Genomic DNA, 22124 nt, shown 5'->3' with positions numbered 1-22124 from the left:
AGAAATGGGTCTTATGCAAACCGCGCCATGGCCTGACCCACGCGTGCCTTGAAGGCCGCCAGCCGGGGTGGTGTGGCCACGTTCATGTGGTAGTAGGCGTGGTAGTCCACCCGCGCCTTGCCGCCGGTGAGCAGGCGCATGTAGCGGGTGATGGACTTGCGCGGCGGGTCGCCCATGAACAGGGCCGTCCAGCGCGGGCGGCCGTAGGTGACCACGGCCGAGATGCGCTTGATGTGCGTGAGCGAGGGCTTGACGTTGTGCGGGTCGCTGATGTCAAAGGCCACGCCGGGCATGAGCACGCGGTCGAAAAATCCCTTGAGCATCGCCGGCATGCCAAAGCACCAGGTGGGAAAGCAGAACACCACGGCTTCGGCCCAGAGCAGGCGGTCCACATAGCCCTGCACAGGCAACTGGTTGCTGGGCACCTCGTGGTAGCCCAGGCGCTCTTCGCGTGTCATCACGGGGTTGAAGCCCTCGGCGTACAGGTCGCAGTCGTCCACCTCATGGCCCGCGCCGCGCAGCTGCTGCACCACCTCGGTGTGCAGGGCTGCGTTGTAGCTGGTTTCTACCGGGTGGCAATAGATCACGAGGATGCGCATGGCGGAGCTTCCTGGTTGTTGAAGTTCAGAGGTCGAGCGTGAGCGTGGGCCCGTGGCTGCGTGCGCAGCACACAGCGACGTGGGTGGCTTGCTCTGTGGCGCTCAGGCAGCTGTCGCGGTGGTCGGGTTCGCCGTCCAGCCAGCGGGTCACGCAGGTGCCGCACACGCCCTGCTCGCACAGGGTTTCCAGCGGCACGCCAGCGAGCTGCAGCACGTCGGCCATGCTCTCGCCGGGGCCAACGGGCAAGCGCATCTGGCTGCGCTGCAGGATCAGCTCGAACGTGTGTTCTGTGCGGGTGGCGCTGGCGGTGTCAGAGGCTGTCTGCATTGTTTGACCATGTGATTTGATCGATTGGTCAAACTATTGCAAAGGCTGTGCCAGCCACAAAAAGCGGTCAAACGTCTTTGCGGTGGATCAACGCGGCCTGAAAGGGGCTTTTGACGCCGCGTACTGGTGCAAATTGCCCGGAATTCGCCCCTTGGGCGCCCGAGGGATGCCCAGAATGGGGCGGGGGCTTTAGTCTGGTGCGAGGCCGCAGCCCAGCAGCACAAAGCTGGTGAGTTCGCGCACGATGGGCTCGCGGTCGATGGGTTCATCGGGCGCCAGGCCCAGCATGATGTGCACCTGCACGCCGTAGTCGGCGTAGTGCTGCGTCATGCCCCAGATCTGCATGAGCAGCAGCGTGGGGTTCACGGCGCGCATGCGGCCTTCGGCAATCCAGCGGTTGATCAGGTCCACCTTCTGCTGGGTGGACTTGACTGCCACCGGCCAGTATTTACCCAGGTTGCGCCCACCGCCCAGCACCTCGGTGGTGAAGATGCGCGACAGGCCGGGGTTGTCCAGCGCGTAGTCGAGCTTCTTGCGCACGTAGCTGCTCAACACCTTCTTGGGGTCGTCGCTGTTGCTGTCGAAAATGAAGGCGCCCGACCAGCCGTTGAGCACCGAGTACAGCAGCTCTTCATACAACTCTTCCTTGCTGCTGATGTAGTAGTGCAGCTGCGGCTTGGTGAGGCCCGCACGCTCGGCAATGGCCTTGGTGGATGCCCCCTTGAAACCATGGCGGCTGAACTCGGCAATGGCCGCCTCGCGGATGGCGGTGAGGATGCGCTCGCGCCCTTGTTTGGCGCGGCCCAGGAGTGCGCCTGAGGCGACATCGGTTTCGGTTTCAGTCATGGATGGGCGGGGTGCGGGAAACGCGGCTTGCAAGAGACAACAGGTAGAAGATAGCGATTTTGCGCGCTACTGCCCGCTTCACGCTTTCCAGAAGCCGATGTGGGGAACGCTGGCCTCCTCGATCAGCGCGGGGCCAATACACTCGATGGAATGGGGCGATGCTGCGAACACATCGCGGCAGGACAGCTCTGCATCGCGTTGTTCTGCTCGCTCGCCGCGATAAACCCGCAGGCGAACGGCGTCAATGCCAAACACCACGCGGCCGATGCCAGACCAGAAAATTGCGCCTGCGCACATCACGCAGGGCTCGGCTGACGAGTACAGCGTGGCCTTGGCCAGTGCGTCGCGGCCCACGCGGGGGCTGAGCTGGCGCACGGCATTGGTTTCGGCATGGCCCGTGCAGTCACCAGTTTCGGTGGTGTTGCAGTACGCCTCGGCAAGCAGTTCGCCGCCTGCGCCCACCACCACGGCGCCAAATGGACGATTGCCGCGCGCGCGTGCCGTGCAGGACCAGACGATGGCCTGGCGCAGGTAGGTGCCGTCGGTGTCGTTGATGGGCGTGGGGTCGTCAAAACTGGCTGGGCGTGCAGACATGAGCGCGTGCATGGTGTGTCTCCGTCGATGGTGGGTGGGTTGCTGTCGTTGTGCAACGCCGGACTGTCTGCACGCCCGCCGTTGTGGTGCAGGGCGCTATGCATTTGGCATGCCAATCACAATCAGTGACATGTATGCATGGCTTTCGGCGCGCTGTACACAAGCGCTCTGACTCTGCGCGGGCACAAACGCAAGGCGTTGTGGGCATTCTTCTTGCATCGCCATTGGCAAGAGTAGAAGCGTTCACTGCGTTATCCCTGTGCCACCCTGCACGAGGCGATGCCAGTCGGAAATTGCTCTTGAAGCCCGCTATGCGCACAGCGGTGTGCGTTGGCACACCGTGGCTTCAAGGGTTGAATGGCCGGCCGCAGCAGGCGGTGCCAAACGCTCTTGAAGCACCCAGCGGGAGGGCCTTTCTTCCTTCCACTTGTCTTCAGGAGAACTCCATGACCACCACCACCGCCACCTACGACCTCGCCGAGCTGCAAAAAGAAATGCGCATGGGCGCGATGGGCTCGGAAACCGCGAGCCGCGAGATCCGCCGCATCGACCTCAGCCACTTTGCTCAGCGCAAGACCGAGATTGCCGATCAGCTATGGGACGCCGCCGTCGATGTCGGCTTTTTCCAGATCGTGAACCACGGCATTGACCTGGCCGAGGTGCATAAAGCCTTTGCGATGACCGAGCGCTTCTTTGCGCTGCCGGATGCCGTGAAGGCGCAGTACCCGCTCAAGAAGGCGCTCAACGTGGGCTGGGAGAGCCGCGCGCAGGTGCGCCCCTCCACCGGCACACCGGACCAGAAGGAGTCGTACCAGATCACCCGCCCGCACATGGCAGGCCTGTGGCCCACCGACGAGGAGCTGGCAGGCTTCCAGGCCACCATGCTCGCGTTTGAGGGCCAGTGCTGGCAGGTGGCCATGCAGGTGCTGTCGTGTTTTGCGTGGAAGCTGGGGTTTGAAGAGGCCTTCTTTGCCCGTGCGCACGACCCTGCACAGGCCAGCTACCAAAGCACCTTGCGCCTGCTGCACTACTTTGCGACTCCGCCCGAGCAACAAGCCAGCTTGGGCCTGTGGCGCGCCGGGGCGCATACCGACTTTGATTGCCTGACCCTGCTCTTTCAGCGCCAGGGCCAGGGCGGCCTGCAGGTGTGCCCGGGCAAGGAAATGGACACCCAGGCCTGGACCTCGGTGGAGCCCGATGAGCAGGCCATCACCTGCAATATCGGCGACATGCTCATGCGCTGGAGCGACGACCAGCTGCCCAGCAACTTCCACCGTGTGAAGAACCCGTTGCCGGGTGAGTACATGGGGCCTCGCTACAGCATCGCCTTCTTTGCCCAGGCCAACCGCGACGCCATCATCGAAGGGCCGGGCAAGAAGTACCCCGCGATTGCCGCGGGCGACTACCTGAACCAGCGGGTGGCGGCGAACTTCAAGGCGTACTGACCGAGCCGGAGACAAAGCTCTGCGTTTGCTCGCCCCTGCTCACAGCCAGGGCTTGAGCCAGCCCAGCCCGTCGCTGGTGGCGTGGGTGGCCGCGCCGCGCGCGGGACGGTACTCGCAGCCAATCCAGCCGTCATAGCCCAGGCTGTCCAGCAGCTTGAACAGGTAGGTGTAGTTCAGCTCGCCCACATCGGGTTCGTGGCGCTCGGGCACACCGGCGATCTGGAAGTGGCCGACGTTGCCTGTGGGCAGGTACTTGCGCACCTTCATGGCCAGGTCGCCTTCCACGATCTGGCAGTGGTACAGGTCCATCTGCACCTTGACGTTGGCGGCACCGATCTCGGCGATCAGCGTGTGGGCCTGGTCCTGGCGGCTCAGGAAGAAGCCGGGCATGTCGCGGCCATTGATGGGCTCCAGCAGGATCTGGATGCCGTGCGGTGCAGCCTGCTCGGCGGCGTGGCGCACATTGGCGATGTAGGTGGCGCGCACCGTGGCTGCGTCTGCGCCCTGGGGCACCAGCCCGGCCATCACGTGGATGCGGGGGCATTGCAGTGCCTGGGCGTATTCAACCGCCTTGGCAATGCCTTCGCGGAACTCGGCCTCGCGCCCGGGCAGGCAGGCCAGCCCGCGCTCGCCTGCATCCCAGTTGCCAGGGGGGGCATTGAACAGCACCTGCTGCAGGCCGTTGGCTTGCAGCCGCGTGACCAGTTCTTGTGCCGGGTAGGCGTAGGGAAAGAGGTACTCCACCGCCTTGAAGCCATCGCGGGCAGCGGCGGCGAAACGGTCGAGAAAGTCCACGTCGTTGTAGAGCATGGACAGGTTGGCGGCAAAGCGGGGCATGCAGAGGGTTCCTGAAAAATACGGGTCAGCGGCGCGGTGCGTTGGTGAGCACCTGCGTCAGCCGGTCTTGGTAATAGCGCGCCAGGCCCACCGTGCTGTGGCCGATGGTGTCGGCGCTGGCGGGGATCACGTAGGCCTGGGCGTGTGGGATTCGGGCGATGGCTTTGTCCAGCACACCCAGCTCGGGTGGGTTGCGCTCATCGTCTGCCGAGTTGATGGCCAGCACGCGCGCGGTGATGCGTTCCAGCCCGGGCTCGGGGTCGTAGTCGCGCGATGCCTCCCACTGGTAGATGTGGTCGTTGGCATCGCCACGGAAAGGCGCTTTGAGGCGTTGCTCCACCAGCGCATCGGCCGCAGCGCGGTTGGGGGCCAGCTTTTGTAAGCCTTGATTGCCACCGTTGGTGCCCGTGCCAAAGAACACCGACGCAAACTGCAGGCTGCGGGGCTGGCGGGTGTAGTTGCCGCCCTGCCATTCGGGGTCGTTGCGGATGGAATCGACCAGCAGGCGGCGCATCATCCAGTTGCGGCCCGACATGGCAGCGGGCAGCGAAGCCATGGGCACAGCAATGTCCATGAAATCAGGGTAGCGCTGTGCCCACACCCAGGTGTGCATGCCGCCCATGGAGTTGCCAATGATGGCGCGCACATGGCGCACGCCCAGGTGCTCGGTCAGCAGGCGGTACTGGGCCTGCACCATGTCGTCATAGTTGTAGGCTGGAAATGTGGCGCGCAGGCCGTCAGACGGCTTGCTGGAGCGGCCGGTGCCGATGGCATCCGGCAGGATGATGAAATACTTGCGTGCATCCAGCGGCTGGCCGGGGCCAAACAGAGTGTCTGCAAAGCCGGGCGTGAGCATTCTCTCTGCCGAGCCATTGGTGCCATGCAGCACCAGCACCGGTTCGCCGGTGGGTTCGCCCACGGTGGAGTAGGCCAGCTTGAGTTCGGGCAAGGTCTGGCCGGTGTGGAAGCGGAAATCCTTGACGACCCATTCGCCGTGCTGGGGGGCGGGATAGTCAGCAGCCGTTGCACCGCCCGTGGCCAGCACGCCCAGCAACACGGGGGCAAAGGCTTTGCGCCAGAAAGAAAGGGCCATGGTTTGTCTCCTTGTGTGTGTTCTTTCGTCCCCGCGCCTTGAGTGCAGCCCGCCCGTTACCAGTTACCAGTGGGCGCCAAAGCTCTGGCGCAGCTCTTCAATCTGGGGCTCGGTCAGCGGCGTGGGGCGGGGCTGGCACAGCATCCACAGGCGTGCGGTTTCTTCCAGCTCTTCCAGCACGACCATGGCGGCGGCAGGCGTGTCATGCCACACGTTGGGCCCCAGGCGTGCCAGCATCACGGCACGCACGGGGCTGCCCTGTGCGGCATAGCGGGTGATGATCTGCGCCACCAGCGCTGCCGCGGCAGCATCACCGGGGCGGTGGTACGCGATGTGCGGCACGCGCCCCACCTTCATCACAAAGTAGGGCGTGATGGGGGGGAGCAATTGCGCATCGGGCGTCAGCTGGTCACCTGCAGCAGTGTCGGCTTGCAGCGAGCACGCCACCAGGTAGGTGCTGTGGGTGTGGATCACGCAGCGCGCTGGGGCTGCCGTAGATGCCGAGGCCTCATAAATCTGCCGGTGCAGCGCAATGGTCTTGCTGGCCCGGTCGCCCGCCACCTGCTGGCCTTGGGCGTCCAGGCGCGCCAGCCGCTCGGGCTGCAGCGTGCCCAGGCAGGCATCGGTGGGGGTGATGAGGTAGCCATCGGCCAGGCGCACGCTGATGTTGCCTGCGGTGGCGTGCACATAGCCCCGCTCAAACAGGCTGCGGCCCACGCGGCAGATTTCGTTGCGGGCTAGGGCTTCATCCATGAACGCGGGGGTAGAGGTCATGCCAACAATTGTGCAAAAGCCTTGGTGAAAAAGTCGGTGCTGCCAAAGTTGCCCGACTTCAGCGTGATGTGCAGCCCGTCCTTCGCGTCGGGTGCCACCGCATGGCACCACGGCACACCGGGGTCGATCTGCGCGCCAATGCGCATTTGCGTGATGCCCAGTGCCTGCACGCAGGCCCCAGATGTTTCGCCGCCCGCCACGATGAGCTGGCGCACACCGCGCTGCACCAGGCCGCGTGCAATGGCGGCAATGGTTTCCTCCACCATGGCACCGGCTTTCTCAGAACCTAGCTTGCCCTGGATGGCACGCACGGCCGAGGGCTCGGCGGTGGAATACACCAGCACCGGGCCTTGGCCAATGTGGCCTTCGGCCCAGGCCAGCGCTTCGGCGGCCACGTCCACGCCTGCGGCAATGCGCAGCGGGTCGATGGCCAGGGCGGGCTTGCCTGCCTTGATGAAACCCATGACCTGCTGGTTGGTGGCTACCGAGCAACTGCCCGACACGATGGCCTGCAACCCTTGCGCTGCGGGCAGGCGGGCGGCCTCGTTGCTGGGGGCCACGCCAAAGTTGCCCGGCAGGCCAATGGCCACGCCCGAGCCCGCTGTGACCAGGGGCATGCCCTTGAGGGCCGGGCCCAGGCGCAGCAGGTCGGCGTTCGACACCGCATCCACCACGGCCATGCGCACGCCCTCGGCCTTGAGCTGGGATATGCGTGCGCGGATGGCAGCCTCGCCCTGTGCGACCACGGTGTGGTCGATCAGGCCCACACGGCTTGGCGTCTGCGCCTGCAGAACGCGCACCAGGTTGGGGTCGGTCATGGGCGTGAGTGGGTGGTTCTGCATGCCGCTTTCGTTCAGCAGCACATCGCCCACAAACAGGTAGCCCTTGAACACGGTGCGCTTGTTGTCGGGGAAGGCGGGCGTGGCGATGGTGAAGTCGGTGCCCAAGGCCTGCATCAGCGCATCGGTCACAGGGCCGATGTTGCCTTCGGCCGTGCTGTCAAAGGTGGAGCAGTATTTGAAGTAGATCTGCTCGGCACCCTGCGCCTGCAGCCACCGCAGCGCGGCCAGCGACTGGGCAATGGCTTCGTCTTTGGGAATGGTTCGCGACTTCAGGGCCACCACGATGGCATCAGCCTCGGTGTCCAAAGGCGCCGTGGGCACGCCCATGGCCTGCACCACGCGCATGCCTGCGCGCACCAGGTTGTTGGCCAGGTCGGTCGCGCCCGTGAAGTCGTCGGCAATGCAGCCCAGCAGGGCACGTGCGCGGGTCATGCCTTTTTCTCCTTGGCTTCGGGCAGGGTGATGCCGGGGAAAATCTTGATCACGGCGCTGTCATCTTCCTTGGCAAAACCTGCGGTGGATGCCTGCATGAACATCTGGTGCGCGGTGGCGGCCAGCGGCAGGGGGAATTTGCTGGCGCGTGCGGTGTCCAGCACCAGGCCCAGGTCCTTCACAAAAATATCGACGGCTGAAAGCGGTGTGTAGTCGCCCGCCAGCACATGGGCCATGCGGTTTTCAAACATCCAGCTGTTGCCCGCACTGTTCGTGATCACTTCATACAAGGCGCTGGCATCCACGCCTTCACGCAGTCCCAGCGCCATGGCTTCAGCGGCCACGGCAATGTGCACACCGGCCAGCAGCTGGTTGATGATCTTGACCTTGCTGCCAGCGCCAGCCTTGTCGCCCAGGCGGTACACCTTGCCTGCCATGCCGTCGAGCACGGCACCCGCAGCGGTATAGGCCTCGGGCTTGGCCGAGGTCATCATGGTCATCTGGCCCGATGCGGCCTTGGCGGCGCCGCCGGAGATGGGCGCGTCCACATAGTGCAGGCCCAGGGCGTTCAGGCGCGCTTCCAGCGCCACGGACCAGTTGGGGTCCACGGTGGAGCACATCACAAAGGTGCTGCCGGGGCGCATCGTGCTGGCCGCGCCGCTTTTACCATCGTCGCCAAACAGCACGCTCTCGGTCTGCGCGGCGTTGACCACCACCGACACCACCACATCACTCACCGCCGCCAGCGCAGCAGTGGTGGCATGGGCCGTGCCACCGTCTGCCACAAAGGCATCGGCCACGCCGGGGCGCACGTCGCAGACGTGGATGGTGAAACCGTTGTTGCGCAGGGTCTTGGCAATGCCAGCGCCCATGGCGCCCAGGCCGATGATGCCGACGGTGGGTTGTGTCATGTTGTCAGTCCTTCAATGAAATTCAAAAGGGGGGCTCAGGCCACCAGTGCCCACAGCAAGGCCGTGAGGGCGAAGCCCGCCAGGCCCAGCACGGTGGTCAGCACGGTCCAGGTGCGCAGGCCATCGCCCACGCTCAGGCCCAGGTAGCGGGTCACGATCCAGAAGCCCGAATCGTTGACGTGCGACAGGCCCAGGCTGCCAAAGCCAATGGCAACCGTGAGCAGTGCGATTTGCAAGGGGGAATACCCGCCACCCGCCATCGCATCGGCCAGCAGGCCGCAGGTGGTGATGATGGCCACGGTGGCCGAGCCCTGGGCAGCGCGCAGGGCCAGCGAGATGATGAACGCCAGCAGGATGAGCGGCAGGTGCGTGGCCGTGAGGCTTTGCGACAGCGCCGCGCCAATGCCGCTGGCGGTGAGCACCTTGGCAAACACGCCACCCGCACCGGTCACCAGAATCACGGTGGCGGCAGGGGGCAGGGCGGATTCCATGATGGCGTTGGTGCGCTCACGGTTCCAGCCCTGGCTGCGGCCCAGCAGGAACATGGCAAGGCCCACGGCCACCATCAGCGCAAAGATGGGCGAGCCGATGAAGCCCAGCACGTTGCGCAGGCTGTCGCCCTTGGGCAGCAGCGTGGCACCGGTGGTGCCCGCCATGATGAGGGCCAGGGGGATCAGGATGAGCGCCATGATGGTGCCCACGCCGGGGGCAGCGGCAGCCTTGGGGGCCTTGGAGTCCGCGCCTTCTTGGCTGCTGCCAAAGGCCGCAAACTGCTCTGCTGTGGTGGGCAGCAGGGGGTAGCCCTTGCGGTTGAGCCAGCCCGACACGACCTGCGACAGCGCCGCCAGCGGGATGCAGATGGCCAGGCCAATGATGGTGATCCAGCCAATATCGCCCTTGACGATGGCCGCACCGCCCACGATGCCGGGGTGCGGCGGCACCACCACGTGCGCGGCCAGCATGATGCCCGCCACGGGCAGGCCGAACTTGATGGGGTTGACGCCGGCTGCCTTGCAAAAGCCGTAGACGATGGGCACCAGGATGATGAAGCCCACGTCAAAAAACACCGGGATGGCCAGCACCAGCGCTGCGGCTGTGAGGGCCATGGGCACCCGTGTGGGGCCCAGCAGCTGCGTGAAGCGGTTGGCCAGGCTGGCCGCGCCACCCGAGACCTCGATCATGCGCCCCAGCATGGAGCCCAGCGCCACCAGGATGGCCACCGAGCCCAGCGTGCCGCCCATGCCCGCAATCAGCGTGCTGATGATGTCGCCAATGGGCATGCCGGTGGCAAACGCCACCAGAAAGCTCACCAGCATCATGGCCACGAAGGCGTGGACCTGCCAGCGGATGATGAGCAACAGGAGCAGGCCAATGCTGCCGGCGCCGATGCCGAGAAGTGCGAGGGTGGACATGAACGGGATATCTCCGGGATGGAAGGGTGGCAGACGGAGCAACGGGTCAGTGCAAGCGGCCGATTTGCAGCTCCTGTCGACACTTTGGTTGGTGTGTTTATATGGTTATCATACAAATTATCGCGTTCTATTCCGGTTCGGGTTAACCCGTATCGGTAGCCATCTGCGGCGGGCGCTACGCTCGTGTTTACAAGGTTTTTTGCCATCTAGCGCTTATCTGGTAAGCGCTAATAGCTATTGATTTAATAGCGGTTCGGAAGAGACCTTTTCCCCCTCAAGGTCCCCGCGCCGCTGGGCGGCCACGAAGGTCAGCAGACCAGTGGACCGGATGCCGTCACCAGCGGCTGTGCCAGCCGCGCGCCGTCCTGGGCCCAGAAGGCCAGGTCGGCCTGTTCGATGCGGGCCAGCGCGTTCTTCATGTGCTGCGCCGCCGCAGCGCGGGCAGCTACTGCATCGCCTGCCTCGATGGCCAGCACGATCTGCGTGTGCTCATGGGTCACGGCGTCGGCAAAGTCGGCACGCCGCGCCTCGTTGGCGCGGGTCACACGCGTGGCGCCTTTGAGAAACTGGGCCAGATAGTCCAGCGTGCTGATCATGAAAGGGTTGCCCGCCGCCTGGGCAATAGCGCGGTGGAACAGCACGTCTTCCTCCACCCCGTCGCGACCCGCGCGCACGGCGTCGGCAATGTGCTGCATGGCGGCGCGAATGGCGGCAATGTCTTCATCGCTGCGCCGCAGGGCCGCCAGCTCGGCAACCTCGGCCTCGAGCGCACGGCGCACTTCCACAATCTGCATCACCGCCTCGCGCGATGCTGCGAGGGGCACATCAAACTGAAGCGGCTCGATGCCGGGCGCCAGCACATACACGCCGCTGCCTTGCCGCGAGTCCACCAGGCCCAGCGACTTCAGGCGCGAGATGGCCTCGCGCACCACCGTGCGGCTGACCTGGAACTGCTGCGCCAGCACGGCCTCGGTGGGCAGTTTTTGGGCCGCCTGGATGCGGCCCGCGCGGATCTCCGCCTCCAGCGCGCTGGCCACCTGGTCGGAGAGCTTGGCGCTGGGTTTGACGGCGGAGAACGGCGAAGACATGGGTGGGGCGGACAGTGGGGGCGTGAAGTCGGTGCCGGGATGTGCTGGCAGGCCGGGGGCGCAGTTGACTTTACCTGAAGGACACTGCGCCTGAATCGTTTGTCTGCTGCGCTACTTGGGCGCCGGGCAGGAGTCGTCCAGTTTGGCCAGGCCCGCCAGCTTCTGAAGGCGACTGCGGTTGTCCAGGCAGGCTTGGTGCTGTGCCTCGGCCGCCTTTTGTTGGGCGACGCGCTCGGCATTCGCGCGCTCGGCCTGCAGCTGGGCCACACGCTCGCGGATTTGCGGCATCACGGCCAGGGCGGCCTTTTCGCCTTCCACAATGGCATTGGCGCGCTGGCTGAAGTCGGCGGCGCCGATGTCCAGCACCTGCGGGCGCACGATCACGTCGGCCCGCGCCAGTTCTGCCTGGCCCAGCTTCTGGCCCATGATGGCAATCGACTGGTTCAGTGCACCCAGCATGTTGCCCGGCGTCTGACCCCGGGCCTTGTTGGAGATGTCCACCGCGATCACGATGTCCGCACCCAGCTGGCGCGCGGCGTCCACCGGCACCGGGCTCACGATGCCGCCGTCCACAAAGTGGAATTTACCGATGGTGACCGGCTGGAACACGCCGGGCACGCTGCTCGATGCACGTACCGCTTGGCCCGTGTTGCCGCGTGCAAACACCGTGCGCTCGCCATCTTCGAGGCGCGTTGCCACCACCACAAACGGTTTGGCCATCTGCTCCAGCGGCTTGCGGCGCACCTGCTCGTTCACATAGTCTTCGAGCTTCTGGCCCAGCACCAGGCCGCCGGACGAGAGTTGCAGGTCGCGGATCTTGGCTTCGTCCAGCGCCACAGCCTTTTCCTGCATTTCGAACGCATTCATGCCGCTGGCATACAGCGCACCGACCACGCTGCCTGCGCTGGTGCCAGAGACCACAGCGGGCGCGAAGCCGTTGGCTTCCAGCATCTTGATCACGCCGATGTGCGCAAAACCCTTGGCGGCGCCGCCGCCCAGGGCGATGCCGATGCGGATGGGGGCGGGGGTAGATGTCGCCAGCGGCGCGCTGGTGGAATCGTCGGCGCGCGCGGGTGCGGTGCTGGTGCTCGTGCTGCCGCATGCCGCCAGACAGAGGGTCGCCGCCGTGATGATGACGATCCGGATGGCGGGGGGCGCTGCAAACGCCGCGATGGGGTGGAAAAGGGCGGTCAGGTGCATGCCGGGAGTCCTGCGGTCAACGGGCGGGCAGTATATCGGCGGCGTTTTGGCAGTGCGGGAAAGACGGCCCATTGCTTCTGAAGAGGAAGTGCCGGCGCATCCTTTGCACTGGCAAGGAGCGCAATCGTCGAAACCGGCGCGGCCTGGTCGAGAACCGCCGCGCAAGGGCCGCCCCGCCGCGCTGGCGGTGTCCCCATTCCCGAATCGCGCCAGCGATTCGAGAGAAGGGGGAAGGCGCCGAAGGCGACTCAGGGGGATGTACCCTACCTACTCGCCTTGCGAGCCCCGGTGCGCCCACCCCGTGGTGCGCTTTTCAATCCAGCTGAACAGCTCGTACATGACCATGGCCATCGCACCCACCACCATCAGGCCCGCAAAGGCCAGGCCCATCTGCATGGACGAGCCCGCGCTGATGAGCAGGTAGCCGATGCCTTCGTTGGCGGCAGTCATCTCCGACACCGTGGTGCCCACAAACGCGAGCGTGATGGCCACCTTGAGCGAGCCGTAGAAGTACGGCATGGATCGCGGCAGGCCCACCTTGGTCAGCACATCCCAGCGCTTGGCGCCGAGCACGCGCAGCACGTCTTCCAGCTCGGGCTCCAGGGTGGCCAGGCCGGTGGCGATGTTGACCATGATGGGGAAGAAGCTGATGAGAAACGCCGTGAGGATGGCAGGCCCCACGCCAATGCCGAACCACACCACAAGGATGGGCACAAAGGCCGCCTTGGGCAGTGCGTTGAAGGCTGTCATCAGCGGGTACACGGCGGCATAGGCCAGGCGAGAACTGCCGATCACAAAACCCAGCAGCACGCCGACCACGATGGCAATGCCAAAACCCGCCATCGTGACCCAGTAGGTGCGCCAAGCGTGGGCGGCGATCACGCCGCTGAACTCGACCAGCTGCGTGGCAATGACCCAGGGGCTGGGGAAGAGAAATTCGGGGACGCTGAAGGCCGAACAGATGATTTGCCACAGCAGAATGGTGGCGGTCAGCAGCAGCCAGGGGGACCAGCGCTCTACGGTTTTCTTGTGCATGGTGGGAAGGTCTTCGGGTTACTGCTGGATGGGCGCGCCGGCTTTTCGCAGGGCACCGATGTGGCCGCGCAGTTCGTGAACGATGTCTGTGAATTCCTTGGTGTAGGTCACCTCCAGGTCGCGCGGGCGGGGCAGCTCGATCTCCTTGCGCACCACAAACCGGCCCGGGCTCTTGCTCATCACATACACCGTGTCGGCCAGAAAGACCGACTCGCGCAGGTCGTGCGTGACCAGGATCACGTTGAACTGCTGCTCGGTCCACAGGTCGCGCAGGATGCACCACAGCTCTTCGCGCGTGAAGGCATCCAGCGCGCCGAAGGGCTCGTCCAGCAGCAGCATCTTGGGCTCGTGGATCAGCGCGCGGCAGATGCTGGCGCGCTGCTGCATGCCGCCCGACAGCTGCCAGGGGAACTTGTCCTCATAGCCCGCGAGGCCCACCTTCTGCAGCAGCTTGCGGGCGCGTTCTTCGTATTCCTTGCGTTTTTGCTTGAAGTTGCTGCGGTAGGGCTCGACGATTTCGAGTGGCAGCAGCACGTTGTCCACCGTGGTGCGCCAGGGCAGCAGCGAAGGCGCCTGGAACGCCATGCCCGAGACCTTGAGCGGCCCGGTCACTGGCTGGCCGTCGATGAGAATCTTGCCCATCGACGGCATCTTCAGCCCTGTGGCCAGCTTCATGAAGGTGGACTTGCCGCAGCCCGAGGGGCCCACGATGGCGATGAATTCGCCCTGGCGTACCTGCAGGTCGATGGCTTCGACCGCAAACTGGTTCTTGGCGCGCAGCTCGTCGTTGTACGCGAGCCAGACATCGCGGAAGTCCACAAAGTAGGAATCAGCAGCCTGCATCAGAGGTCCGTAGTGAGTAGTGTTTGTGCACCGAGGTTGATGCTGGGCGCGGCCCAGGCCAGCGCCCCCGTGCAAGGGCCGCCATGCCGCGGAGGCGGCGCTTCGCTGGCGTGCACCGGGGGCGTCCCCCTCCCGACTCGCGCAGCGAATCGAGAGAGGGGGAAGGCGCGAAGCGACTCAGGGGGTGTCACTTCTTCGGCAGGATATTCAACTCGGCCGTGCTGGGCAGGAAGCTGGGGTTCCACACATCGTCGGCGTTCACGCGGGTCTTGGTGTTGAACGCGTCCGACACCTGCGAGGCCATCAGCGACAGGCGGCCGGGCTTGGCTTGGCCAAAACCTTCGGCGCGGGCGTCGGGGCTGTTGATGACAGTGTCGATGGCCAGTTGCAGGCGGCGGGTTTCGAGCGGCACGTTCACGATGCCGTCGCGCGCCTTCACATGCTCGATAGCGGCGGCAGGGTTGGCGATCACTTCCTTGGCACCCTTGGCAAAGGCCGACAGGAACGCTTTGATGGCGGCTGGGTTCTCCTTGATGAGCTTCGGAGACGCAATGATCACGTTGCCATAGAGCTTCACGCCGAAATCGGCATAGGGCAGCACCACCACGTCGGCGGCCTTGGCGCCACGGGCTTCCAGGTTCAGCAGCGAGGTGAAGGTGAAGCCGGTGATGGCGTCCACATCGCCGCGCACCAGCATGGTTTCGCGCAGGGGCGGGTCCATGGCCGTCCAGGTCACAGCGCCAATGCCGTTGGCCTTCTGGAAGATGGGGAACGCGCGGCGGCCCGCGTCAAACACGGGGGCGCCCAGCTTCTTGCCGGCCAGGTCGGCGGGCTTGGTGATGCCGCTCTTCTTGAGCGCCATGACCGAGGCAGGCGTGTTGTTGTAGACCATCATCACCGCCACGGGTTTGTTCTGCGCGTCGGGGTTGTTGGCGTGGAACTCCATCACGGCGGCCAGGTCGGCAAAGCCCATGTCGTACGTGCCCGAGGCCACGCGCTGCACCGCACCGCCCGAGCCGTTGCCTGCATCCACCGCCACATCCAGGCCTGCGGCCTTGAAGTAACCCTTGGCCACGGGCTGCAGGAACAGCGCGGCGGGGCCTTCAAAGCGCCAGTCGAGCTGGAACTTGATGGGCGTGGTGGCCTGCGCCTGGGCCAGCGAGGTGCTGCCGATCAGGGCCAGGGCGGCAGCGGTTTGCATGAACAGTCTCTTTTTCATCGGGGGCTCCTGTCGGGCGAGGGGAAATGCGGTGAGGGAAGGCATGGGCCCCATGCCTGGGGCCATACACCTGCAGTCAGCAAAAACGATGCCCGGTTTGTGTACGCGGGTGTTTCGCTGTGCCCCATTGTTCACCGAAGTGGTGCACGTCAGCATGCTGGGTTTCCCGAAATGGTGCATGCGCCGGTTGAGGGGTTGGCTTGCCCATGAAAAACGGGGCCCGTGGGCCCCGTTGCAACGGTGTGTGGGCAGGCCTGATCATGGACTGCGCACGGTCAGCACGGCACAGCGCGCTCAGCGTGGCCGGGCGGCAGCGCTGGCCACGGCCAGGGCCGTCATGTTGAGCACCCGGCGCACGGTGGCGGCCGGGGTCAGGATGTAGGCCGTGGCAGCGGCACCCATCAGGATGGGGCCCACCGTGACGCCACCGCTGGTGGTCGTCTTGAGCACGTTGTAGAGGATGTTGGCTGCATCCAGGTTGGGGCAGATCAGTAGGTTGGCCGAGTCCGTCAGGGTCGAGTCCGCCATGTAGGCGTTGCGGATGTTCGGTTCCAGCGCGGCATCGCCGTGCAACTCGCCATCACACTCGATCTCGGGGTGGGCGGCCACGAACAGGTCGCGCGCCTCGCGCATCTTGCGGGCCGATGCGCGCTTGGACGAGCCATAGCTGGAGTGCGACAGGAACGCGACCTTGGGTGGGATGCCAAAGCGTTGCACCTCCTGCACCGACATCCAGGCGATGTCGGCCAGCTGCTGGGCCGTGGGGTCTTCGTTCACATAGGTGTCGGCAATGAACAGCGTGCCCCGGTTGGTCATCAGCGCGTTCAGGGCAGCGTAGTTGTGGGCACCTTCCTGGCGGCCGATGATGCTGTGGATGCGTTCCAGGTGCGTTTCATACGTGCCCACCAGGCCGCAGATCATCGCGTCGGCGTCTCCCAGCTTCACCATCAGCGAGGCAATGATGGTGTTGGAGCGACGCACGGCGGCCTTGGCGACTTCGGGCGAGGCGCCGTTGCGCTTCATGAGCTGGTGGTAGTGCTCCCAGTACTGGCGAAAGCGCGGGTCGTCCTCGGGGTTGCATACCTCTACATCCTTGCCCAGCTGCATGCGCAGACCGGCCTTGGCGATGCGCGCGGCAATCACGGCGGGGCGGCCGATGAGGATGGGCGTGGCGATCTTGTCGTCGATGGCCATCTGCGCGGCACGCAGGGCGCGTTCGTCTTCACCGTCGGCGTAGGCCACGCGCTTTTGCGCGTCGGGCAGGGCCTTGGCAGCCATGATCACGGGGCGCATCAGCATGCCGGTCTGGTAGACGAAGCGCGACAGCGTTTCCTTGTAGGCCTCCATGTCTTCGATGGGGCGCGTGGCCACGCCCGATTCGGCTGCGGCCTTGGCCACGGCGGGGGCAATCTTGAGGATCAGGCGCGAGTCGAACGGCGTGGGGATCAGGTAGTCGGGGCCGAAGGTCAGCTCTTTGCCTGCATAGGCGCTGGCCACTTCTTCGCTGATGTCGGCCTTGGCCAGGTCGGCGATCTGGCGCACGCAGGCCAGCTTCATGGCTTCGGTGATCTTGGTCGCGCCGCAGTCCAGCGCGCCCCGGAAGATGTACGGGAAACACAGGACGTTGTTGACCTGGTTGGGGTAGTCCGAGCGGCCCGTGGCAATGATGCAGTCGGGGCGCACGGCCTTGGCCAGCTCGGGGCGGATCTCGGGCTCGGGGTTGGCCAGCGCCAGGATGATGGGCTTGGGGCCCATGGTCTTGACCATTTCGGCCGTGAGCACGCCGGGGGCCGAGCAGCCCAGGAACACGTCGGCGCCGTTGACCGCATCGGCCAGCGTGCGGGCGTCGGTCTTTTGCGCGTATCGCGCCTTCGATTCGTCATAGCCACCAGGGCGGCCTTCGTAGATCACGCCCTTGGAGTCGCAGACAAAGACGTTCTCGATCTTCACGCCCAGGCCCACCATCACATTCAGGCAGGCAATGGCGGCAGCGCCCGCGCCCGACACGGCGATCTTCACCTCGCCGATCTGTTTGCCCACCAGCTCCAGGCCATTGAGCAGCGCGGCGCTGCTGATGATGGCCGTGCCGTGCTGGTCGTCATGGAACACCGGGATGTTCATGCGCTTGCTGAGTTCGCGCTCAATGTAGAAGCACTCGGGCGCTTTGATGTCTTCGAGGTTGATGCCGCCCAGCGTGGGCTCCAGCGCCGCAATGATCTCGATGAGCTTGTCGGGGTCGCGCTCGGCCAGTTCGATGTCGAACACATCGACGCCCGCGAACTTCTTGAACAGGCAACCCTTGCCTTCCATCACGGGCTTGCTCGCCAGCGGCCCGATGTCGCCCAGTCCCAGCACCGCCGTGCCGTTGGTGATCACCGCGACCAGGTTGCCCCGCGACGTGTAGTCAAACGCCTTGGAGGGGTCGGCCGCGATGTCCAGGCACGGATAGGCCACGCCAGGCGAGTAGGCCAGCGACAGGTCGCGCTGGTTGGACAAAGGCTTGGTGGGGGTGACCGAAATCTTGCCCCGGGTGGGGTTGCGGTGGTATTCGCGCGCAGCGTCGCGCAGGGCCTGTTCGGCGGCGGAAATGTTCTGTGTCATACGGAAATCCTGGAAGTCCTCGGCGGAATGCAAAACAAGGGTACCCGATGGCGTGGGCGGCTGGCATGCAGGTTTATGCGTATGCAGCATGAAGCCAAAACCCCCTGGCGGCCATGGCGGACAGGGGGCGGTGCCACGCGGGCGGTGGCAGGTTTTCAGCAGCGTGCAGGCGTCAGGCCTAGTGGGCGTCGGCCTGGCGTGCGGCGTTGACAGCGGCGGAGGTGTCGCGGCTGGCGCCATTGAAGAAAACGTTCAGGGCCACCGCCGTGATCGAGGCCAGGAGGATACCGGATTCGATCAGCGGGTGGATGGCATGCGGCATCCACTGGCGGAAGTTGGGCGCGATCAGCGGCACCATGCCCACGCCGATGGATACGGCCACGATCATGGAGTTGAAGCGGTTGGTCTTGAAGTCCACCCCGCCCAGGATGCGGATGCCTGTGGCCGCCACCATGCCGAACATCACCAGGCCCGCGCCGCCCAGCACCATGGTGGGCAGCGACTCGACCAGCGCGGCCATCTTGGGCAGCACGCCCAGCACGATCAGGATGACGCCGCCCGCCACGCACACGAAACGGCTCTTGACGCCGGTGACGGCCACCAGCCCCACGTTCTGCGAGAAGCTGGTGTACGGAAAGGTGTTGAAGATGCCACCCAGCAGCGTGCCCAGGCCGTCGGTGCGCAGGCCGCGCGTGAGGGCAGCCTGGTCCACCTTGCGGTCGGTCATCTCCCCCAGGGCCAGGAACATGCCGGTGGATTCGATCATGACCACGATCATCACCAGGGTCATGGTCAGGATCAGGATGGGGTCGAAGACGGGGCTGGCAATCTCAAACGGCAGCACCAGGTCAAACCACTGTGCCTTGGCCACCTTGTCGAAGTTCATCAGTCCCATGCCCACGGCCACCACCGCACCAATCACGATGCCCAGCAGCACCGAGATGTTGGCAATGAAGCCCTTGGCGAACTTGGCAATCAGCAGGATGGACAGCAGCACCAGGGCCGAGATGCCCACGCCGGTCAGGTCCGCGTACTTGGGGTTGGGCACCGTGGGCACCACCGCAAAGCCCTTGGGCACCGGCGGCAGCGACGAGCCGGGGGCTCCGGCGGCGGCTTGGGCATCGGCCAGCCACTTGAGGTGCTCGGGGTTGGGCACGCTGGGCGCCGTGGGGCCCACGGGGTTGCCAAAGATCCAGTTGATCCCCACGCGCATCAGGCTGATGCCGATCACCGCGATGATGGTGCCGGTCACCACGGGCGGGAAGAACCGGAGCATGCGGCTGACCAGCGGCGCGATCAGGATGGAGATCACGCCCGCGCCAATCACCGAGCCAAAGATCAGCCCGGCTCCGGCCGTGCCGCCCGTGGTCTGCGCCATCGAGACCATGGGCGCCACCGATGCGAAGGTCACCCCCATCATCACGGGCAGCTGAATGCCGAACCAGCGCGAGGCGCCCAGCGCCTGGATCAGCGTGACCAGCCCGCACACAAACAGGTCGGCCGAAATCAGCTTGGCAACCTGATCGGGCGTGAGGTTGAGGGCGCGGCCCACGATGAGCGGCACCGCCACAGCGCCCGCATACATCACCAGCACATGCTGCAGGCCTAGCGCCGTGAGTCGCCCCAAAGGTAGGTGTTCGTCCACGGGGTGTACTGGCGGGTTCATGCGAGTCTTTCGGGGGTTGGGGGGGTATGAATACGGCAGGGACACCTGTGTCGGATGGTGCACAATTGTCCATACAAAAATCGTATACAAAATGACCGGACGCGCTTATCCCGGTAAACCCTTAGAGGGGCGCAGCAAAATACCCGCCTGCTGTGGATGCAGGCGATTGGAAGGTTTGTGGCCGGGGCGCGACCGGCTTGGGCTAGCTCAGGGCTGTCGATGCCGCCTTGGTGCGTTGGCTGGTCAGCGGTGCGAGGGATTCACGCAGCCGGTCCCGCACCAGCGGCTGGCCGGGATTGAGGGCGCCTTCCACATGCCCGATGTGGGCCAGCATGCGTTCGCGGGCCAGCGTGGTGTTGCCTGCTTCCAGCGCTTCGACGATGGCGGCGTGTTCGGCGCACGACTGGCTGGCCGCGTGCTGCGACTGGTACAGCGAGGCTGCCAAAGTGGTGCGCGCCGTGAGGTCGCGCAGGATGTCGCTCAGGCTGCGGTGTCCCATCGCCTCGGCCAGGCAGACGTGGAAGTCTGCGAGCAGAAAGGCGCGTGTGGCGGCATCTGCACCTTCGATGGCCTGCTGTTCTTCGGCGATGTGCGCCCGCAGGCGGCGGGTCACGCTCTGCAGCGGGCGGCCCGCATCGGCCAGGATGCCCGACTCGATGATGCGCCGGGCCGAGAACGCATCGCGTGCGTCTTCCACCGTAGGCTCCACCACATACCAGCCTCGGCGTGGCCGCACTTCGACAAAACCACGGGCCTGCAGCTGCATGAGCGCCTCGCGCACCAGGGTACGGCTCACACCGAAGAGGTCGGCCAGTTCCTGCTCGCCCAGGCGCTCGCCGGGTGAGAGCTTTTGCGCAAGGATGGATTCCACCACCTGCTGGGCGATCTGGGTCTGGTTGATGCTCATGCGGCCGATTGTGGCGCTACCGGGGGTGCCATCTCTGGCGAGACCTCGGGGGCCAGCGGCGGCGTGCTGCGGCCGTCCAGCACGGCATGTGCGCGTTCGCGGTCGATGTCGCCCTCCCAGGCTGCAATCGCCACGGTAGCGACGCAGTTGCCAATCAGGTTGCCCAGGGCGCGGGCAATGCCCATGAACCAGTCCACCGACAGCACCAGCACCAGGCCGATGGCGGGGATGGCCGGGATCGCGTGCAGCGTGGCCGCCAGCACCACAATGGCCGAGCCCGGCACACCGTGAGCGCCCTTGGACGTGACCAGCGAGATCGCCAGGATGGTCAGCAGGTCGGCCATCGAGATGGGCGTGTTCGTGGCCTGGGCGATGAACACGGCTGCCAGCGTGATGTAGATCGAGAAAGCGTCCAGGTTGAACGAGTAGCCCGTGGGGATCACCAGACCCACGGTCGAGTCGCGGATGCCCATGTGCTTGAGCTTGGCCATGATCTGCGGCAGCACGCTGTCGGACGACGTGGTGGCAAACACCACGGCCAGCTCCTCGCGCAGGTAGCGCAGCAGCTTGAACAGGCTGAAGCCCGAAAACCGCATGATGAGGCCCAGCACCACCACCACGAAGATGGCCACTGCCGCATAGAACAGCACCACCAGCATCCCCAGCTGCTTGAGCGAGCCAATGCCGTACTTGCCCACCGTGAAGGCAATCGCCCCCAGCACACCCAGCGGCGCCAGCTTGATGATCAGGCCCATGGTCTTGAACAGCACGTGCGACAGGTCTTCGATGAGGCTGGTGACGCGCGCGCCGCGCTCTCCCATCAACGCCAGCGCGCAGCCAAAGACGATGGAGAACAGCAGCACCTGCAGCACATCGCCATTGGCGAAGGCGCTCACGGCAGTGGTGGGGATGAGCTTGAGCAAAAAGTCGCTGAAGCCGCCACCCGTGAGCTTGCTGGCGTTGTCTGCATAGGCGCCCATCGCCTTGGGGTCGAGCGCTTTCGGGTCCACATTCATGCCCACACCGGGTTCAAACCAGAACGCGAGCGCCAGGCCCAGCACCAGCGCGATGGTGGTGACCACCTCGAAGTAGATCAGCGACTTGATGCCCACGCGGCCCACACGCTTCAGGTCGCCCGTGCCCGCGATGCCGTGCACCACCACACAAAAGACGATGAGCGGGATCAGCATCTTGATGAGCTTGATGAAACCGTCGCCCAGCGGCTTGAGCTGCACGGCCGTGTCGGGCCAGAGCAGCCCGATGGCCACGCCAGCAATCAAGGCCAGGACCACCCGGCCAAACAAGGAGTTGAGGAAGCGGAGCATGGAAACCCTTTGGATAGGAAGGCGATACTGTTGATCAATCTTGCATACAAGAACTGTAGACAACAGTTGCGAGCCAGAACATGGGGTTATCCCGCGCTGCGCGTGGCAACCGCGTCGCCACCGCGTC

20 protein-coding genes are annotated in these 22124 nt (G+C 65.2%); 1 reads left to right on the top strand and 19 read right to left on the bottom strand.

The genetic code is table 11. The features are described from left to right. Positions 1-11: 11 nt before the first annotated feature. The 4 genes from EXV95_RS10640 to EXV95_RS10625 all read right to left on the bottom strand — a co-directional run bounded on the left by EXV95_RS10640 (position 12) and on the right by EXV95_RS10625 (position 2379). On the bottom strand, positions 12-599 hold the full coding sequence (locus EXV95_RS10640) for an NAD(P)H-dependent oxidoreductase (RefSeq protein WP_044398955.1): 588 nt from the start codon (positions 597-599) through the stop codon (positions 12-14). Between the two features lie 25 nt (positions 600-624). Then, positions 625-927 carry a 2Fe-2S iron-sulfur cluster binding domain-containing protein gene (locus EXV95_RS10635; protein ID WP_176886788.1) on the bottom strand — a complete coding sequence of 101 codons (303 nt, stop codon included), beginning with the start codon at positions 925-927 and terminating at the stop codon, positions 625-627. Positions 928-1116: 189 nt separating this feature from the next. Next, positions 1117-1773: a TetR/AcrR family transcriptional regulator gene (locus tag EXV95_RS10630; protein ID WP_176886787.1), complete on the bottom strand. Its 657-nt coding sequence runs from the start codon at positions 1771-1773 to the stop codon at positions 1117-1119. Between the two features lie 78 nt (positions 1774-1851). Then, complete coding sequence (locus EXV95_RS10625) at positions 1852-2379, bottom strand: nucleoside deaminase (RefSeq protein WP_121505605.1); 528 nt, start codon at positions 2377-2379, stop codon at positions 1852-1854. 434 nt (positions 2380-2813) lie between these two features. Here EXV95_RS10625 and EXV95_RS10620 point away from each other — a divergent pair, with 434 nt between their 5' ends. Continuing rightward, positions 2814-3812: an isopenicillin N synthase family oxygenase gene (locus EXV95_RS10620; protein ID WP_176886786.1), complete on the top strand. Its 999-nt coding sequence runs from the start codon at positions 2814-2816 to the stop codon at positions 3810-3812. 39 nt (positions 3813-3851) lie between these two features. On the opposite strand, the gene otnI is transcribed toward EXV95_RS10620, so the two are convergent. The 15 genes from otnI to EXV95_RS10545 form a co-directional block, all read right to left on the bottom strand. Then, positions 3852-4649: a 2-oxo-tetronate isomerase gene (gene otnI, locus EXV95_RS10615; protein WP_176886785.1), complete on the bottom strand. Its 798-nt coding sequence runs from the start codon at positions 4647-4649 to the stop codon at positions 3852-3854. A gap of 25 nt (positions 4650-4674) precedes the next feature. Beyond that, the gene (locus EXV95_RS10610) at positions 4675-5742 is read right to left on the bottom strand and encodes an alpha/beta fold hydrolase (RefSeq protein WP_176886784.1); all 1068 of its coding nucleotides are present in this window, start codon (positions 5740-5742) and stop codon (positions 4675-4677) included. Between the two features lie 63 nt (positions 5743-5805). Further along, a complete protein-coding gene (locus tag EXV95_RS10605; RefSeq protein WP_176889018.1) occupies positions 5806-6495 on the bottom strand; it encodes an aldolase in 690 nt (229 codons plus the stop codon). Positions 6496-6512: 17 nt separating this feature from the next. Then, positions 6513-7790 carry a 3-oxo-tetronate kinase gene (gene otnK / locus EXV95_RS10600; RefSeq protein ID WP_176886783.1) on the bottom strand — a complete coding sequence of 426 codons (1278 nt, stop codon included), beginning with the start codon at positions 7788-7790 and terminating at the stop codon, positions 6513-6515. Beyond that, positions 7787-8701 (bottom strand): L-threonate dehydrogenase, encoded by a 915-nt coding sequence (gene ltnD / locus EXV95_RS10595; RefSeq protein WP_176886782.1) that lies wholly within the window; start codon positions 8699-8701, stop codon positions 7787-7789. Before ltnD ends, otnK begins: the two co-directional genes overlap by 4 nt. 35 nt (positions 8702-8736) lie before the next feature. After that, complete coding sequence (locus EXV95_RS10590; protein WP_176886781.1) at positions 8737-10113, bottom strand: GntP family transporter; 1377 nt, start codon at positions 10111-10113, stop codon at positions 8737-8739. A gap of 308 nt (positions 10114-10421) precedes the next feature. Further along, positions 10422-11201 (bottom strand): FadR/GntR family transcriptional regulator, encoded by a 780-nt coding sequence (locus EXV95_RS10585; RefSeq protein WP_176886780.1) that lies wholly within the window; start codon positions 11199-11201, stop codon positions 10422-10424. Between the two features lie 111 nt (positions 11202-11312). After that, positions 11313-12401: a patatin-like phospholipase family protein gene (locus EXV95_RS10580; protein ID WP_176886779.1), complete on the bottom strand. Its 1089-nt coding sequence runs from the start codon at positions 12399-12401 to the stop codon at positions 11313-11315. A 267-nt stretch (positions 12402-12668) separates the two neighbouring features. Continuing rightward, a complete protein-coding gene (locus tag EXV95_RS10575) occupies positions 12669-13436 on the bottom strand; it encodes an ABC transporter permease (protein WP_055394856.1) in 768 nt (255 codons plus the stop codon). Between the two features lie 18 nt (positions 13437-13454). Then, the gene (locus tag EXV95_RS10570; protein WP_121943596.1) at positions 13455-14279 is read right to left on the bottom strand and encodes an ABC transporter ATP-binding protein; all 825 of its coding nucleotides are present in this window, start codon (positions 14277-14279) and stop codon (positions 13455-13457) included. Positions 14280-14466: 187 nt separating this feature from the next. Then, complete coding sequence (locus tag EXV95_RS10565; RefSeq protein WP_121505615.1) at positions 14467-15498, bottom strand: ABC transporter substrate-binding protein; 1032 nt, start codon at positions 15496-15498, stop codon at positions 14467-14469. Between the two features lie 294 nt (positions 15499-15792). Further along, positions 15793-18099: an NADP-dependent malic enzyme gene (locus EXV95_RS10560; RefSeq protein WP_176886778.1), complete on the bottom strand. Its 2307-nt coding sequence runs from the start codon at positions 18097-18099 to the stop codon at positions 15793-15795. Between the two features lie 178 nt (positions 18100-18277). Beyond that, entirely contained in the window at positions 18278-19765 is a 1488-nt protein-coding gene (locus tag EXV95_RS10555) for a nucleobase:cation symporter-2 family protein (protein ID WP_176886777.1), read from the bottom strand. 202 nt (positions 19766-19967) lie between these two features. Then, the gene (locus tag EXV95_RS10550; protein WP_055394866.1) at positions 19968-20672 is read right to left on the bottom strand and encodes a GntR family transcriptional regulator; all 705 of its coding nucleotides are present in this window, start codon (positions 20670-20672) and stop codon (positions 19968-19970) included. Beyond that, the gene (locus EXV95_RS10545; protein ID WP_055394897.1) at positions 20669-21997 is read right to left on the bottom strand and encodes a C4-dicarboxylate transporter DctA; all 1329 of its coding nucleotides are present in this window, start codon (positions 21995-21997) and stop codon (positions 20669-20671) included. The genes EXV95_RS10550 and EXV95_RS10545 overlap by 4 nt, the downstream gene beginning before the upstream one ends. Positions 21998-22124 lie beyond the last annotated feature (127 nt).

This window comes from Acidovorax sp. JMULE5, from assembly GCF_013376875.1.
Classification (GTDB): domain Bacteria; phylum Pseudomonadota; class Gammaproteobacteria; order Burkholderiales; family Burkholderiaceae_C; genus Acidovorax; species Acidovorax facilis.
This window is presented reverse-complemented; position numbering and strand designations above follow the sequence as displayed.

Excerpts from the sequence above, each read along its gene's own strand:
- EXV95_RS10640 (WP_044398955.1), bottom strand. The coding sequence starts at position 599 with ATGCGCATCCTCGTGATCTATTGCCACCCGGTAGAAACCAGCTACAAC.
- EXV95_RS10635 (WP_176886788.1), bottom strand. The coding sequence starts at position 927 with ATGCAGACAGCCTCTGACACCGCCAGCGCCACCCGCACAGAACACACG.
- EXV95_RS10630 (WP_176886787.1), bottom strand. The coding sequence starts at position 1,773 with ATGACTGAAACCGAAACCGATGTCGCCTCAGGCGCACTCCTGGGCCGC.
- EXV95_RS10625 (WP_121505605.1), bottom strand. The coding sequence starts at position 2,379 with ATGCACGCGCTCATGTCTGCACGCCCAGCCAGTTTTGACGACCCCACG.
- EXV95_RS10620 (WP_176886786.1), top strand. The coding sequence starts at position 2,814 with ATGACCACCACCACCGCCACCTACGACCTCGCCGAGCTGCAAAAAGAA.
- otnI (WP_176886785.1), bottom strand. The coding sequence starts at position 4,649 with ATGCCCCGCTTTGCCGCCAACCTGTCCATGCTCTACAACGACGTGGAC.
- EXV95_RS10610 (WP_176886784.1), bottom strand. The coding sequence starts at position 5,742 with ATGGCCCTTTCTTTCTGGCGCAAAGCCTTTGCCCCCGTGTTGCTGGGC.
- EXV95_RS10605 (WP_176889018.1), bottom strand. The coding sequence starts at position 6,495 with ATGGATGAAGCCCTAGCCCGCAACGAAATCTGCCGCGTGGGCCGCAGC.
- otnK (WP_176886783.1), bottom strand. The coding sequence starts at position 7,790 with ATGACCCGCGCACGTGCCCTGCTGGGCTGCATTGCCGACGACTTCACG.
- ltnD (WP_176886782.1), bottom strand. The coding sequence starts at position 8,701 with ATGACACAACCCACCGTCGGCATCATCGGCCTGGGCGCCATGGGCGCT.
- EXV95_RS10590 (WP_176886781.1), bottom strand. The coding sequence starts at position 10,113 with ATGTCCACCCTCGCACTTCTCGGCATCGGCGCCGGCAGCATTGGCCTG.
- EXV95_RS10585 (WP_176886780.1), bottom strand. The coding sequence starts at position 11,201 with ATGTCTTCGCCGTTCTCCGCCGTCAAACCCAGCGCCAAGCTCTCCGAC.
- EXV95_RS10580 (WP_176886779.1), bottom strand. The coding sequence starts at position 12,401 with ATGCACCTGACCGCCCTTTTCCACCCCATCGCGGCGTTTGCAGCGCCC.
- EXV95_RS10575 (WP_055394856.1), bottom strand. The coding sequence starts at position 13,436 with ATGCACAAGAAAACCGTAGAGCGCTGGTCCCCCTGGCTGCTGCTGACC.
- EXV95_RS10570 (WP_121943596.1), bottom strand. The coding sequence starts at position 14,279 with ATGCAGGCTGCTGATTCCTACTTTGTGGACTTCCGCGATGTCTGGCTC.
- EXV95_RS10565 (WP_121505615.1), bottom strand. The coding sequence starts at position 15,498 with ATGAAAAAGAGACTGTTCATGCAAACCGCTGCCGCCCTGGCCCTGATC.
- EXV95_RS10560 (WP_176886778.1), bottom strand. The coding sequence starts at position 18,099 with ATGACACAGAACATTTCCGCCGCCGAACAGGCCCTGCGCGACGCTGCG.
- EXV95_RS10555 (WP_176886777.1), bottom strand. The coding sequence starts at position 19,765 with ATGAACCCGCCAGTACACCCCGTGGACGAACACCTACCTTTGGGGCGA.
- EXV95_RS10550 (WP_055394866.1), bottom strand. The coding sequence starts at position 20,672 with ATGAGCATCAACCAGACCCAGATCGCCCAGCAGGTGGTGGAATCCATC.
- EXV95_RS10545 (WP_055394897.1), bottom strand. The coding sequence starts at position 21,997 with ATGCTCCGCTTCCTCAACTCCTTGTTTGGCCGGGTGGTCCTGGCCTTG.